Raw genomic sequence first — 14,249 nt, 5'->3', positions numbered from 1 at the left:
CGCGTCAACTGACGAGCACGCCGGCGGTGTCGCCGCCTTTTCCAGAGGTGACGTTCATTCCATGAAGTGACGGCCCGCGGCGCTCACGCGCCGCGGGCCGGTCGTCGTCGCCGGTCAGGTCTCGTCCCCGGCGCCGGGTCGGTCCTCCCGGTGCCGACCGCCGGGCAGGAACTCCTGGACCTTGGCCTTGAACCCCTGGCGGACCATGGCGGCGCGGTCGCTGTCGCCCTTGAGGACGGCTGTCGCCGCGGCCTCGATCTGGTCCAGGGAGGCGTGCGGCGGGATGGGGGGCACCGCCGGGTCGGTGACGAAGTCGAGCACGACGGGCTTGTCGGCGGCCAGCGCCGTCTCCCAAGCGCCCCGCACGTCCTGCGGCTTCTCGATGCGCAGGCCCTCCAGACCGGCCAGACGGGCGACGTCGGCGTAGCGGAAGTCGGGGATCGACTGGGAGGGCAGGAACTGCGGGGCCCCTGCCATGGCGCGCATCTCCCAGGTGACCTGGTTGAGATCCTGGTTGTTCAGCACGGCCACGATCAGCCGCGGATCCTCCCACTCCCGGTAGTACTTCCCGATGGTGATCAGCTCCGCCATGCCGTTCATCTGCATCGCCCCGTCCCCCACCAGCGCGACGGCCGGACGGTCGCCGTGGGCGAACTTGGCGCCGATGACGTACGGCACGCCCGGCCCCATGGTGGCGAGCGTTCCGGACAGCGAGCCGCGCATGGCGCCGCGCAGCTTGAGATGGCGGGCGTACCAGTTGGCGGCGGAGCCGGAGTCGGCGGCGAGGATGACGTTGTCCGGCAGCAGGTCGTTCAGGGCGTGGGCGACGTACTCGGGGTTGATGGGGTCGGCGTCGACGGCGGCGCGTCGCTGCATGACCTCCCACCAGCGGGCGACGTCCTTCTCGACCTTCTTGCGCCAGCTGTGGTCCTTGGCCGGTTCCAGCAGCGGCAGCAGCCTCGTCAGCGTCTGGCGGGCGTCGCCGACGAGGTTGGCCTCGAACGGGTAGCGCATGCCGACCATGTGCGCGTCGATGTCGATCTGCACGGCCCGGGCCTGCCCGAACTTCGGCAGGAACTGGGTGTAGGGGAAGGAGGAGCCGATGACGAGGAGCGTGTCGCAGTCCATCATCAGCTCGTACGACGGGCGCGTGCCGAGAAGACCGATGGAGCCGGTGACGTACGGCAGGTCGTCGTCCAGGGCGTCCTTGCCCAGCAGGGCCTTGGCGACGCCGGCACCGAGCCGCTCGGCCACCGCCATGACCTCCTGCCGTGCCCCGCGGGCGCCCTGCCCGATCAGGATCGCGACCTTCTCCCCGGCGTTGAGCACCTCGGCGGCGCGGGTGAGGTCCTCGTCGGACGGCACGGGCGCGTAGTGGGGCATGCCGAGACTGGAGGGGACCATCTTGAAGGCGTGCTCGGGCGGCGAGTAGTCCAGCTCCTGCACGTCGGCGGGGATGATGACGGCGGTGACCGAGCGGCGCGACATGGCGGTGCGCATCGCCCGGTCCAGCACGTTGGGCAGCTGTTCGGGGACGGTCACCATCTCGCAGAAGTCGGAGGCGACGTCCTTGTACAGGCTCAGCAGGTCGACCTCCTGCTGGTAGGACCCGCCCATGGCGCTGCGGTTGGTCTGCCCCACGATGGCGACGACGGGCACGTGGTCGAGTTTGGCGTCGTACAGGCCGTTGAGCAGGTGGATGGCGCCCGGTCCGGAGGTGGCGGCGCACACGCCGACCCTGCCGGAGAACTTGGCGTAGCCGACCGCCTCGAAGGCGGCCATCTCCTCGTGGCGGGCCTGGATGAACCGGGGGTTGTCGTCGGCCCGGCCCCAGGCCGCCAGCAGGCCGTTGATGCCGTCACCGGGGTAGGCGAAGACGTGCTGCACGCCCCAGTCGCGCAGGCGCTCGAGAACGTGGTCGGAGACCTTCATCGACATGTGAGACCTTTCCGGTGTGTGCGTTGCGGGTGTGGTCAGGCGCGGCGGTTGTGCGAGCGCAGGGCGGTGCGTCCGGCCGCCGCCGCGGCGGCCGCGGTGACAGCGGCGGCGGACGCGGCGGTGGCCCACCGGGCGGCGCGCGAGGGCTCCTTGGGCCGCTGGGCCAGTCGTTCGGGGTGCTCGCCGGGCAGGGTGCCGTCCAGGCCGAGGGCGAGTGCCTCGGCCAGATGCAGGGCGCGGCGGCCGGTGCCGCCCTGCTCGATCTGGGTGCGGCAGCTGAAGCCGTCGGCGAGCAGCAGGCTGCCGGGGGCCGCGTCGCGTACGGCGGGCAGGACGCCCTGTTCGGCGACGGCCATGGAGACCTCGTGGTGGCCGCGTTCGAAGCCGAAGTTGCCGGCCAGACCGCAGCAGCCCTCGTCGAGGACGTCGGCGTCGAGGTGGGCGCGGCGCATCAGTTCCTCGTCGGCGTCGAACTTCGTGATCGCGTGCTGGTGGCAGTGGGTCTGCACGGTCGCCTGCCGGGCGAGCCGGGGCGGTCGCCAGCCGTCGGGGGCGTGGTGGACGAGCTGTTCGGCGAAGGTGCGGACCTGCCCGGCGAGGCGCTTCACGTCCTGGTCCGCGGGCATGAGTTCGGGTGCGTCGGAGCGGAAGACGGCGGTGCAGGAGGGTTCCAGCCCGATGATGGGCGTCCCGTGCTCCAGATAGGGCCGCAGCACGCCGAGGGTGCGTCGCAGCACCTTCTCGGCGACGGTGAGCTGCCCGGTGGAGATCCAGGTCAGCCCGCAGCACACCGGCCGGGCGGGTACGGCGACGTCGAAGCCCGCGTCCTCGAGGACGCGTACCGCCGACTGTGCGATGGAGGGGTGGAAGTAGGTGCTGAAGGTGTCCGGCCACAGCACCACGGTCCGCGGGTCGGCCGGGTCCGGTTCGTCGGCGCCGCGGGCCCGCCACCACTCGAGGAAGGACTCCGGCGCGAACACCGGCGCCTCGCGGGCCGTGTCAACGCCCGCCAGCCGCTTGCCGGCCCGCGCCAGGCCGGGTGCGTGCAGCACGGTGTTGACGAGCGTGGGGGCGATGCGGGAGAGCCGGGCCCACAGCGGCAGCCAGCCCATGGAGTAGTGGGCCGCGGGGCGCAGCCGGCCGGAGTAGTGGTGGGCGAGGAACTCGGCCTTGTAGGTGGCCATGTCGACGTTCACCGGGCAGTCGGACTTGCAGCCCTTGCAGGCCAGGCACAGATCCAGCGCATCGCGGACCTCGGTGGAGCGCCACCCGTCGGTGACCGCGGAGTCGGCGTGACCGTCGAGCATCTCGAACAGCAGCCGGGCCCGGCCGCGTGTGGAGTGCTCCTCCTCCTTGGTGGCCCGGTAGGAGGGGCACATGACGCCACCGGAGTGGCTGCGGCAGTTGCCGATGCCGACGCAGCGCATCACCGCGCGGGTGAAGGAGTGGTCGTCCTCCGGATAGCCGAAGTGCGTCTCCGGTGTGGCCGGCCTCCAGGTGGGGCCGAGGCGCAGCTGTCCGTCGACCGGGTTGGGGTCGACGACCTTGCCCGGGTTCATCCGGTTGCCGGGGTCGAACAGCGCCTTCATCTCGCCGAAGGCGTTCACGAGCCGCTCGCCGAACATCCTCGTGAGCAGCTCGCCGCGGGACTGGCCGTCGCCGTGCTCCCCGGACAGGGAGCCGCCGTAGGAGGCGACGAGGTCGGCGGCGCGCTCCAGGAAACGGCGGAAGACCGCCACGCCCTCGGCGGTCTTCAGCCCGAACGGGATCCGGGTGTGCACGCAGCCCTGGCCGAAGTGCCCGTACAGCGAGGGATGGTCGTAGTCGAACTCCTCGAACAGCTGCTTGAGGTCGCGCAGGTAGTCGCCGAGCCGTTCCGGCGGGACGGCCGAGTCCTCCCAGCCTTCCCAGGTCTCGCGGTCGTCCGGCGGCCGCGCCGTGACGCCGAGGCCGGCCTCGCGGGCCTTGAGCATCTTCTGCTCGCGGGCGGGATCGTCGGAGAAGGCGACACCGGGGTCCTTCTCGCTGCGGCCCAGGGCACGCAGCAAGGTGTGCGCCTGCTCGTCGACCCCGTCCTGGCTGTCCCCGCTGAACTGCAGGAGCAGCCAGGCATCGCCCTCGGGCAGGACGTCGAGGGAGTCGAGGTAGGCGCCCTCCTCGCGCATCAGTTGGGCCATCCGCCCGTCCAGCGCCTCCAGTTGGGTGGGCGAGCAGTGCTCCAGCAGGTGCGACACGTCGTCGCCGGCGCGGCAGATGTCGTCGTAGCCGAGCACCAGCAACGACTGGTACTCCGGCACCGGCACCAGGTCGAGTTCCGCGCGCAGGACGGTGACGAGGGTGCCCTCGCTGCCGACCAGGGCCTTGGCGACGTCGAAGCCGTTCTCCGGCAGCAGCGAGTCGAGGTTGTAGCCGGAGACCCGGCGCGGGATCTTCGGGTAGCCGCGCCGGATGTCCGCGAGGTACTCGGTGACGATGCGGTCCAGGCCCTCGTGGATCTCGGCCCTGCGCCCGCCCTCGGCGGCGATCCGGGCCCGTTCGGCCTTCGACGTCGGTCCCACCCACATGCGCAGCCCGTCGTAGGTGAGGATCTCCAGCCGGCGCACGTTGTCGACGGTCTTGCCGTACGCCTGCGCGGAGGCGCCGCACGAGTTGTTGCCGATCATGCCGCCCAGGGCGCAGTGGCTGTGGGTGGAGGGCTTCGGCCCGAACTGCAGGCGGTGGTCGGACAGCCGCCGGTTCAGCTCGTCCAGGACGATCCCCGGCTCCACCACACAGGTACGCGCGTCCGGGTCCACCGAGATCAGACGGTGGCAGTACTTGGTCCAGTCGATCACGACGGCCGTGTTGGTCGACTGGCCCGCCAGGCTGGTGCCGCCGCCCCGCGAGAGGACCGGCGCCCCGAACCGGGCGCACACCCGCACGGCGAGTGCCCCGGCTTCCACGGTGCGCGGAACGACCACGCCGATCGGCACCTGGCGGTAGTTGGAGCCGTCCGTGGCGTAGGCGCCTCTGCTGCCGGCGTCGAACCGTACCTCCGCATCGACCTCGGCGCGCAGCGCCGCCTCCAGACCGGCCACGTCCACCGCGGAGGAGTCGTAGGAAGCTGTGCGTGTCATCGAGGGAGAACCGCCTTTCCCGGACCGTGCAGGATTTCTCACCCGGCGGTCGGCGCTCCGGCCGCCGCCGCGACGACGAGTACCCGCTCTTGCGTGTGCCACGGGGTCTGTTTCGCGGGCACGGACAGCAGGTGGTCCGGCGCCGGGAGGAGCGCCTGCCGGACCGGCCCCACGCCGTCCGGCACGACGCCCCGCCCGGCCGCCGCCCGCGCCGCGGTCATCGGCCGCGACCGCGACGTGCCTGCTGATGGCGACATCACCGGCGGCCCCAGTGCCGGGCGGTGGCGAGGCCTGCGCTCGCCGGGAGGGCGGCCGGGCGGCATCCGCTGCCGCGCGGCCCTGCCGGCGGTCATCGGCCGCGGCCGGGGCGAGCATTCCGGCCGCGTGCGGGACGTCTGCGACACCGCCGACGGACAGCACCCGGGGGTGGGCCGCCGGGCGGTGACAGCGGCCTGGATCGGATGCCGGGCGCCCGGGAGGCGCATGACACGCCGTGGCCCCGCGGCGGTTCGCCGGTGGTGACCGCCGTCGGCGACGGCACCGGGCGCGGCCGGCAGGAGCGTGGCCCGGGCTGCCCGCGGAGCGGTGAGCCCGGTCGCGGCCCGGTCATGTCCGGTGCCCGCTGCCCTTGCGGCCGGAATCCTGGCCGCCGGCCTTCGTCTTCCCGCGGCCGCGGGGTTCGCCGCCGCCCCGGTGGTGGCCGGGCCCGCCGCCGTCGGTGAGGTTCTGGGCGGTGATGACCAGCGGCACGTGGGAGAAGGCCTGGGGGAAGTTGCCGATCAGCCTCCCGTGGCTGGTGTCGTACTCCTCGGAGAGTAGGCCGAGGTCGTTGCGCAGGGCCAGCAGCCGCTCGAACAGGGCCCTGCCTTCCTCTGTGCGGCCTTGCAGGATGTAGTTGTCGGCCAGCCAGAACGTGCACGGCAGGAAGACCCCTTCACCCGCCGGGAGGCCGTCGACGGCCTCGGTCCCGGTCGTGGTGTAGCGCTGGACGAAGCCGTCCTGGCACAGCTCCTTCTCGATCGCCGAGACGGTGCCCTTCATCCGCTCGTCGGTCGCGGGCAGGAACCCCATGGACGGGATCAGCAGCAAGGAGGCGTCCAGGGTCCTGGAGCCGAAGTGCTGGGTGAACGTGCCCCGTCGGGCGTCGTAGCCGTGTTCGCACACCTCGTCGAAGATCTCCTGCCGCAGCCGCTTCCACCGGTCGGCCGGGCCGTCGAGGGAGAAGTGGTCGACGGCCTTGACGGCCCGGTCGGCCGCCACCCACGCCATGATCTTGGAGTGGGTGAAGTCGTGGCGGGGCCCGCGCATCTCCCAGATGCCGTTGTCCGGATCCCGCCAGTGCGCTTCGAGGTGGTCCATCAGCGCACACTGGATGTCCCAGGCGTCCTGCTGCGGGGGGACCCCGTGCATCCGGGCCTGGTGCAGGGCGTCCATGACCTCGCCGTAGACGTCGAGCTGGACCTGCCCGGAGGCGGCGTTGCCGATCCGCACGGGTCGTGAGCCGGCGTAGCCCGGCAGGTGATCGAGGGTCGACTCGGTCAGGCGGCGCTCACCCTCGACGCCGTACATGATCTGCATCTGCCGCGGTTCACCGGCCAGTGCCCGCAGCAGCCACTCCCGCCAGGCGACCGCCTCCTGCTCGTAGCCCGCGTCCAGCAGGGCCATCAGGGTGAAGGTGGCGTCGCGCAGCCAGCAGTAGCGGTAGTCCCAGTTGCGCACGCCGCCGAGCTGCTCGGGCAGCGAGGCGGTCGGCGCGGCGACGATGCCTCCGCTGGGGGCGTAGCTGAGGGCCTTCAGCGTGAGGAGGGACCGCACCACCGCCTGCCGGTGGTCGCCGCGGTAGGCGCAGCCCTCCACCCAGTGCTGCCACCACCGCTCGGTGGCCGTGGCCGCCGCTGTGGCCCGCTCGGCGTCGAAGGCGCCGGGCGGTTGCCGGCGCGGCCCGCACCAGGCGATCCGGAAGGCCACTCGTTCGCCCTCGCCGACGGTGAAGTCGGCGGTGCAGGTGCCGGCCTCGGTGCGGCAGTCCACGTCGGCGTCCATCACGACGGTGTCGGGGCCGGCGTACGCGTAGCGGCGGCGCCCGTCGCCGCGGATCCACGGCACGACGTGCCCGTAGTCGAACCGCAGACGCAGCTGCGAGCGCATGTCCACCCGGCCCTCGAGGCCCTCGACCACGCGGATCAGCACCGGGTGTTCCTCTCGGACCGGCATGAAGTCGGTGACCCGCACCCGGCCGTCCGCGTTGGCGTGGTCGGTTTCCAGGACGAGGCTGTCGCCGCGGTAGCGGCGCGCCACGGCCCGCCGTTCACCGGCCGGGGCCAGCAGCCACCGGCCGTTCTCCGGGCCGCCCAGGATCGCGGCGAAACACGCCCCGGAGTCGAACCGGGGCAGGCACAGCCAGTCGATGGACCCGTCGTAGCCGACCAGCGCGGCGGTCTGGGTGTCGCCCAGCAGCGCGTAGTCCTCGATGCGCAGCGGCACGGCACTGCCCCCTTTCCTGACGGAGCGACGGTCAGCCGCGGGCGGCCCGGGTGGCCAGGGCGCCCGCCGCGGCCGCGGCGACCACCGCGGCGGCGCCGAGCAGGCCGTGGTGCTGGGAGGCCCACAGCTGGTAGCTGCGCCGGGTGGACGTGTCGTCGAAGATGCCGTGGGCGCCGAAGTCGCGGCCGTCGTCGCTGTCGGCCGGCTCCCACAGGTTGGCCGGCTGGTCGGGATCGTGTGGCCGTCCGGTCTGCTGGGAGCCGTATCCGGTGCGGGCCAGATAGCGGTCCAGCAGGCCCGGCGCGAACTTGTTGGCGATCAGCGTCGCCGCGGTGGTGCCGCCCACCCAGTACTCGCGCCGCTTGGGGTGGTCGGCCGCGTACAGCACCGCCTTGGCGGCGACCTCGGGCTGGTAGATCGGCGGTACGGGCTGGGCCTGCCGCGGCAGGCGGGAGAGCACCCAGCTGAACTGGGGGGTGTTCACCGCCGGCATCTGCACCATCGTCACCCGCACGTTGCTCTTGTCGTGCAGCAGCTCGCAGCGCAGCGAGTCGTGGAATCCCTGGATGGCGTGCTTGGCGCCGCAGTACGCCGACTGCAGCGGGATCCCCCGATACGCGAGGGCGGAGCCCACCTGCACGATCGTCCCGCGATCCCTGGGGAGCATCACGTCCAGTGCCGCCCTGGTGCCGTGGACGTAGCCGAGGTAGGTCACCTCGGTGACCCGTTTGAACTCCTCCGGCCGAACCTGGGTGAACGGGGCGAACACCGAGGTGAACGCCACGTTCACCCACACGTCGATCGGCCCGAGCTCTTCCTCGATCCGCCGCACCGCGCCCTGGAGGTCCTCGAAACGGGAGGTGTCCACGGTCAGCGGCAGTGCCGTGCCGCCCGCGGCCCGCACCTCCTGCGCCGCCCCCTCCAGCCCCTTCTCACCGCGCGCGAGCAGCGCCACCTTCGCCCCTCGAGCACCGAACGCCCGTGCCGTGGCCCGGCCGATACCGCCGCTGGCGCCCGTCACGACCACAACCTGCGGATCCCTTCCCATATATGCGATCCTCCGCCAGATAGAGATGCGACGCCCTTTTCGGGCACCACAGGCAGTACCCCTATCCGCGCCCTTTATCGCCGCTCAGGTGTGTGGTGTCCCTCGTCACGGCTCACTCGCTCCGCGGGTCCGTGCCGCCGGCCTCCGGGCGGCCGGGCGCGTCCCGACCGTCGCCCGCGACGACGCGCGGGGCCGAGTGGACGCCGAAAGCCCGGTCCTTCAGGCCCTTTGAGGGGTCGTCGAACACCGATGGCTTATTGCATATCATGCGCAGATGCATGACTACCGCATCAGGACGGCGACCCCGGACGACCTCGGCGAGGCGCGCGCCGTGATGCTCGACACCGTCTACCGGGACTTCGGCACCGGGTTCGTGCCGCGCTGGCACGCCGACATCATCGACCCGGACTCCTTCTACCTCGCACCTTCCCGGCACACCCTGCTGGTGGCCGTCAGCGAGGCGGACCAAACGGTGGCCGCCACCGCCGCGCTCGACTCGCGCGGCCCCGCCCATCCGCCGAACCCCCGGTGGCTGGCGGAGCGTTACCCGTCGGGCGAGACCGCCCAGTTGCGGCGGGTGTACGTGCGCCCCGAGCACCGCAGGCGCGGCCTCGCGCGCCGACTGGTCGGCGAACTGAGGGAGTTCGCCCGCGCCGACGGCGGCTACCGCTCGGTCTACCTGCACACCGACCCGACATCACCGGGCGCGGAGGCACTGTGGCGGGCACTCGGCGAACTGGTATGCGACGAACGGGAGCTGGCGGACAGTCAGGGAATCCTCCACTTCGAGGTCCCGATGCCATGACCCGCCGCACGCCCCACGACTCCGACTTTAAATAAAAACGATAATCATTTACCCTTCATTGACTTCGATCATGCCTTGACCAGCACGAAAGATCAAGAGACACGACCATGACACCGCCCCGCCGTCGGCTGACCGCCGGCCTGCTCCTCGCCCCGCTGCTGACCGGGTGTTTCGCGTCCGACAGCGACGACACCTCCACGGACTCCTCCGGCTCCGGCACCGGCGGACGGCTGAGCGTCGCCCTCGCCTTCCAGCCCGCGGAGAACTACTCGCCGTACGGGCTGGACGCCTTCATCCTCTCCCGGCTCGGGGTGGCCGAGGGCCTGACCCACCTGGACGCCAACGGCACCGCGGTGCCGGCCCTCGCCGAGTCGTGGAGCAGCGAACAGGGCGGAAAGAGCTGGGTGTTCACGCTGCGGGACGCCAGGTTCCAGGACGGGACGGAGGTCACCGCGAAGGCCGTCGCCTCCGCCCTCACCCACGCCGTGGCGGCCAAGCCCGCTCCCGCCGCCGTCTCGGGGGTGCGGCTGACCGCCGAGGCCGTGGGCGAGGACCGGGTCAGGGTCACGACCGACCAGGCCGACCCGGTGCTGCCGCTGCGGCTGACCAACCCCAGCCTGGCCGTGTTCTCCGCGAAGGCGTACGGGAAGGACGGCAAGGTGAACCCGATGGGCACCGCCACCGGCCCCTTCGCACTCACGAAGACCACCGGCGACACGGCCGCGGCGCTGGACCGCTTCGACGACTACTGGGGCGGACGCGCCCAGGCCTCCGGCATCGACGCCAAGTTCGTCTCCGACGGCACCGCCCGCGCCAACGCCCTGCGCACCAAGGACGTCGACATCGCCGAGGCGCTTCCGGTCGCCCAGGTCGCCTCCCTGGACAAGGACACCGTCCACGAGACCAACACCGCCCGCAACACCAGCCTGTACCTCAACACCAGGTCCGGCGTCTTCACCGACGCGGGCCTGCGGGCCGCGGCACGGGAGGCGATCGACACCTCCGCCGTCGCCAAGGGGGTGTACGAGGGATACGCCGAGCCCGCCCGGGGCCTCTACGGTCCGGCTCTGACCTGGGCGGCCGGCAAGCGCGCCGAGCCGACCGGCCGGGCGAAGGCCACCGACCCCCGGGGCAGGAGCATCACCGTCGCCACCTACAACGACCGGCCCGAGCTGCCCGAGACCGCCCAGGTCCTCCAACAGCAGCTGCAGAAGGCCGGCTTCGCGGTGAAGCTGGAGGTACGCGCCTACGCGCGCCTGGAGAGCGACCTGCTGGCCGCGAAGTTCGACGCCGCCGTCGTCTCCCGCAACATGATGCTCGACACCGGAGACCCCGTCACCGTCCTCGCCGGCGACTACACCTGCGACGGCGGCTACAACCTGTCGTTCCTGTGCGACAAGGACGTCGACCGGCTCGTGGACGCGGCCGCGGCCGAGGCCGACCCGGCCGAGCGGCAGGACGCCGCGATGAAGGCGGAGGCCGCCGTCCTCCGCACGGACGCGGTGATCCCCCTCGTCCACCTCAAGGTCGTGACCGGGGTCGGCGCCTCCGTGAAGGGCGCGCTGCTCGACCCGTACGAGCGGGACTTCGTCGGCACCGGGACCCGAAGCTGAAGCCCGTAGCCTCTCCCCGGAACGGTCGCACCGCCGCCCTGCGTGGTCTCGCGCGGGGCGGTGGCCCCACGCTGGTGTGGCGGACCGTGCTCACCGCCGCCCTGGTGTGTGCCATCGGCCTGCTGCCCTGGCTGTCGCGTACCGATCCCGCGCTGACCGTGCTCAAGGCCCGCTCGGCGGAGCGCGATCCCGACCCCGAGACGCTCCGCGCCGTCCGGGACGGACTCGGCCTCGACGACGGCCCGCTGCGCCTGCTCGGCCAGTGGCTCGGCGGACTGCTGCACGGCGACGCCGGCCGGTCCTGGGTCTCCGGCACCGAGGTACTGCCGGCCACGGCGGAGGCGTTCGGAGCCTCCCTGCTGCTGATGACCGGCGCTCTCGCCGTCGCCGTCGTCACCACCGCGGCCGTGTGCGCCCGCACGCTCCGGCTCGGCTCGCGGCGCCGCCTCGGCGGACGGGGTCCGGGTGGGACCGGGTCGGCGGTGCTGGCCGCGCTGCCCGAGTTCCTCGTCGCCTCCGTGCTGGCCTCGGTGATCGGCGTACAGCTCGGCTGGCTGCCCGCCCTGGGCTGGTACGGCCCCAGGTGGATGGTCCTGCCCGCCGTCGCCCTCGGTCTGCCCGCCGGAGCGGTCCTCGGGCGCATGCTCGACGACCTGCTGCCCGCCGCGTTCGCCGAACCGTGGGCCCTGGCGGCCGCCGCCCGAGGCGTCCCGCCGGGGGCCGTGGCCAGGCAGGCACTGCGCCGCTGCGTCCCCGGGCTCCTGCCCAACGCGGGTCTGTTCGTGGTCGGTCTGACGGGCGGATCGGTCGCCGTGGAGCAGATCTTCGACATCCCCGGCCTCGGCCGGCTGACGCTGCGGGCCGCTGTCGCGCAGGACCTGCCCGTCCTGCAGACCGGCACCCTCGCGCTCGTCCTGCTCGCCGCGGCCGCCGCGCTCCTGGCCCGCCTCGGGGTGCGCCTGATGATCGGCCCCGCACTGCGCGACGGCGCCCTGAACTCCCTGCACCGGCCCGCCCCGCCCGCCCGCCGCGCCCTGCCCCTGCTGTACGGAGGTCTGCTCCTCGCGGTCATCGGGCTCGGCCTGCCCCGCGACCCGCTCGCCCTGGACCCCCTCGCCCGGCTTCAAGGGCCTTCCGGGGCCCACCCGTTCGGCACCGACGGCCTCGGCCGGGACGTCCTGGCCCGTGTGGCGCACGGCGCGCTGAACACCCTGGGAACCGCCCTCGCGGTGAGCGTCGCCGCCCTCGTGACGGGCGTGCTGCTGGGTCTGCTGCCCCGCCTGTCCGGCCCCCTGGTCGACACGGTCACCGCCGTACCGCCCGTCCTGGCCGGTCTCCTCGTCACCGGTGTCGCGGGCAGCGGCCCCTGGACGCCCGCGCTCGCCGTGGCCGTCGTCGCCTGGTCGCCCCTGGCCACCCACACCTCCGCCCTCCTGCGCCAGGAGCGCGCCACCCTCCATCTGACCGCCACCCGCGCGCTCGGCGCGGGCCCCTGGTACGTGCTCCGGCACGAACTGCTGCCGGCCGTTCTGCCGCCCGTCGTCCGCCACGCCCTGCTGCGCGTGCCCGGTGTCGCCCTCAGCCTGGCCGCGCTCGGCTTCCTCGGCCTCGGCGCGCAGCCGCCGTCGCCCGAGTGGGGCCTGCTGCTCTCCGAGAACCAGCCGTACGTCGAGCGCGCCCCCTGGGCCGTCCTCGCCCCGGCCGCCGTCCTCGCGCTGCTCGGTGCGCTGGCCGTGACGGCGGCGGGCGGCATACGCCTGCCCCGGCTGAGGCGCCCACCGGCACCGACGGGAACACCGCCGACGGCACGGCGGGGCGGGCCACGACCGGCAACCGCTCCCGAGCCCGCTCAACTCACCACCTCCACGGACGCCTTGTGACCGAACCGATGTCCAGCACTCCGGCCCGCCGCGCCACCAAGAGCGCGAAACCCCCGCGCGAGCGCGTCTGGAAGGACCTCACCCCGCTCCTGCGCCTGCTGATCCTGACCCAACTCGCCTTCAACGTCGGCTTCTTCGCCGTCCTGCCGTTCCTCGCGGAGCACCTGGGCGGCGCGATCGGCATGGCCGGCTGGCTGGTCGGCTTCGTCCTCGGCCTGAGAACGTTCAGCCAGCAGGGCCTGTTCGTGGTCGGCGGCTGGCTCGTCGATCGCCACGGCGTACGCCCGGTCGTCCTGACCGGCTGCGCGCTGCGCGTGGCCGGGTTCGCCTGGCTCGGGTTCGCCGAGGCGACCTGGGCGGTGATCGGCGCGGTGCTGCTCATCGGCTTCGCCGCCGCGCTCTTCTCACCGGCGGTGGAGTCGGAGGTGGCGCGGCAGGCCGTGGTGTGGGAGCGGGAAGGGCACGGCGCCCGCACCGGCGTCCTGGCCCTGTTCACCGTGGCGGGCCAGGCGGGCGCCTTCGTCGGCCCGCTCCTCGGCGGCCTTCTGCTCGCCGTGGACTTCCGCACGGCCTGCCTCGCCGGGGCCGGGGTCTTCGTCCTCGTGCTGGCCGGGCACGCCCGGCTGATGCCGCAGCACATCCCGGGCCGGGTCCGCGTCCGTGAACGCGGCGGTGTCCGCATCCTGCTGCGCAACCGGCGCTTCCTCGCGCTGTGCTGCGCGTACGGCAGCTATCTGCTCGCGTACAACCAGCTCTACCTCGCCCTGCCCGACGAGGTGGAACGCGCGACCGGTTCGCAGACCGCGCTGTCCTGGCTGTTCGCCCTGTCCTCCCTGCTGGTCGTGGCCGCCCAACTGCCCGTCACCCGCTGGGTGGACGAGCGGCTCGACCTGCGCCGGTCCATGACGGCCGGACTGCTGATCATCTCCGCCGGGTTCGCGGTCGTGGCCGCCGCCCGCCCGGCCGGCTGGACCGGCCCGGCCGGACTCCTGCCCGCCGCGGGGTACGTCGTCCTGCTCACCCTCGGCCAGATGCTGGTCGCCCCGGCCGCACGCGCCTGGGTCCCGGACCTCGCCGAGGACGGCCGGCTCGGCCTGTACACCGGCGCGCTGTCCTCCGTCTCCGGCCTGATCGTCCTCATCGGCAGCTCGGCCACCGGTTCCCTCCTCGACCTCGGACTCCCGCCGGCCGTGCCGTGGCTGGTCCTCGCCGCCGTCCCGGCCTGGGCGGTGACCCTGCTGCCCCGCCTCCGGGCGAACTGAAGGGCTCCCGCGAGTCACGTCCTCACGGGAGCCCTTCGTCCTACCGCCTGCAAGTGAAGGTTGAGAAGACGATCACGAGCAGGACGACTGTGTGCGCCGTACG

General features: G+C 72.9%; 8 protein-coding genes and 1 pseudogene. 4 read left to right on the top strand and 5 right to left on the bottom strand.

Annotated elements, in window-relative coordinates; genetic code table 11:
• Positions 1 to 114 precede the first annotated feature (114 nt).
• From ACPT94_RS03545 to ACPT94_RS03525, 5 genes and pseudogenes are all read right to left on the bottom strand, one after another.
• Positions 115 to 1,938, bottom strand: coding sequence for a thiamine pyrophosphate-requiring protein (locus ACPT94_RS03545; protein ID WP_425245065.1), 1,824 nt, complete (start codon positions 1,936 to 1,938; stop codon positions 115 to 117).
• Positions 1,939 to 1,973: 35 nt separating this feature from the next.
• Entirely contained in the window at positions 1,974 to 5,054 is a 3,081-nt protein-coding gene (locus tag ACPT94_RS03540; RefSeq protein ID WP_425245064.1) for an FAD-binding and (Fe-S)-binding domain-containing protein, read from the bottom strand.
• 38 nt (positions 5,055 to 5,092) lie between these two features.
• Positions 5,093 to 5,275 carry a hypothetical protein gene (locus ACPT94_RS03535; protein ID WP_360349427.1) on the bottom strand — a complete coding sequence of 61 codons (183 nt, stop codon included), beginning with the start codon at positions 5,273 to 5,275 and terminating at the stop codon, positions 5,093 to 5,095.
• Between the two features lie 385 nt (positions 5,276 to 5,660).
• Positions 5,661 to 7,556 (bottom strand): annotated as a pseudogene (locus ACPT94_RS03530) (glycoside hydrolase family 15 protein); the annotation flags it as partial.
• Between the two features lie 13 nt (positions 7,557 to 7,569).
• Positions 7,570 to 8,586: an SDR family oxidoreductase gene (locus tag ACPT94_RS03525; RefSeq protein WP_425245063.1), complete on the bottom strand. Its 1,017-nt coding sequence runs from the start codon at positions 8,584 to 8,586 to the stop codon at positions 7,570 to 7,572.
• 274 nt (positions 8,587 to 8,860) lie between these two features.
• Between ACPT94_RS03525 and ACPT94_RS03520 the strand changes: the two genes are divergently transcribed.
• The 4 genes from ACPT94_RS03520 (at position 8,861) to ACPT94_RS03505 (ending at position 14,146) form a co-directional block, all read left to right on the top strand.
• The gene (locus ACPT94_RS03520; protein ID WP_425245062.1) at positions 8,861 to 9,391 is read left to right on the top strand and encodes a GNAT family N-acetyltransferase; all 531 of its coding nucleotides are present in this window, start codon (positions 8,861 to 8,863) and stop codon (positions 9,389 to 9,391) included.
• A 107-nt stretch (positions 9,392 to 9,498) separates the two neighbouring features.
• The gene (locus tag ACPT94_RS03515; protein ID WP_425245061.1) at positions 9,499 to 11,004 is read left to right on the top strand and encodes an ABC transporter substrate-binding protein; all 1,506 of its coding nucleotides are present in this window, start codon (positions 9,499 to 9,501) and stop codon (positions 11,002 to 11,004) included.
• A gap of 86 nt (positions 11,005 to 11,090) precedes the next feature.
• Positions 11,091 to 12,884 carry an ABC transporter permease subunit gene (locus ACPT94_RS03510; RefSeq protein ID WP_425245060.1) on the top strand — a complete coding sequence of 598 codons (1,794 nt, stop codon included), beginning with the start codon at positions 11,091 to 11,093 and terminating at the stop codon, positions 12,882 to 12,884.
• 8 nt (positions 12,885 to 12,892) lie between these two features.
• Positions 12,893 to 14,146, top strand: a complete 1,254-nt coding sequence (locus tag ACPT94_RS03505; protein WP_425245074.1) for an MDR family MFS transporter — start codon at positions 12,893 to 12,895, stop codon at positions 14,144 to 14,146.
• The last annotated feature ends 103 nt before the right edge of the window (positions 14,147 to 14,249 follow it).

It is taken from the genome of Streptomyces aurantiaciflavus, assembly GCF_049808595.1.
Classification (GTDB): Bacteria; Actinomycetota; Actinomycetes; order Streptomycetales; family Streptomycetaceae; genus Streptomyces.
Note: the sequence above shows the minus strand (reverse complement) of the source record. Positions and strands in the feature narration are given on the sequence as shown.

What these genes read in the sequence shown, in the direction of transcription:
- ACPT94_RS03520 (WP_425245062.1), top strand. Translation starts at nt 8,861, where the DNA reads ATGCATGACTACCGCATCAGGACGGCGACCCCGGACGACCTCGGCGAG.
- ACPT94_RS03535 (WP_360349427.1), bottom strand. Translation starts at nt 5,275, where the DNA reads ATGACCGCGGCGCGGGCGGCGGCCGGGCGGGGCGTCGTGCCGGACGGC.
- ACPT94_RS03540 (WP_425245064.1), bottom strand. Translation starts at nt 5,054, where the DNA reads ATGACACGCACAGCTTCCTACGACTCCTCCGCGGTGGACGTGGCCGGT.
- ACPT94_RS03505 (WP_425245074.1), top strand. Translation starts at nt 12,893, where the DNA reads ATGTCCAGCACTCCGGCCCGCCGCGCCACCAAGAGCGCGAAACCCCCG.
- ACPT94_RS03515 (WP_425245061.1), top strand. Translation starts at nt 9,499, where the DNA reads ATGACACCGCCCCGCCGTCGGCTGACCGCCGGCCTGCTCCTCGCCCCG.
- ACPT94_RS03545 (WP_425245065.1), bottom strand. Translation starts at nt 1,938, where the DNA reads ATGTCGATGAAGGTCTCCGACCACGTTCTCGAGCGCCTGCGCGACTGG.
- ACPT94_RS03525 (WP_425245063.1), bottom strand. Translation starts at nt 8,586, where the DNA reads ATGGGAAGGGATCCGCAGGTTGTGGTCGTGACGGGCGCCAGCGGCGGT.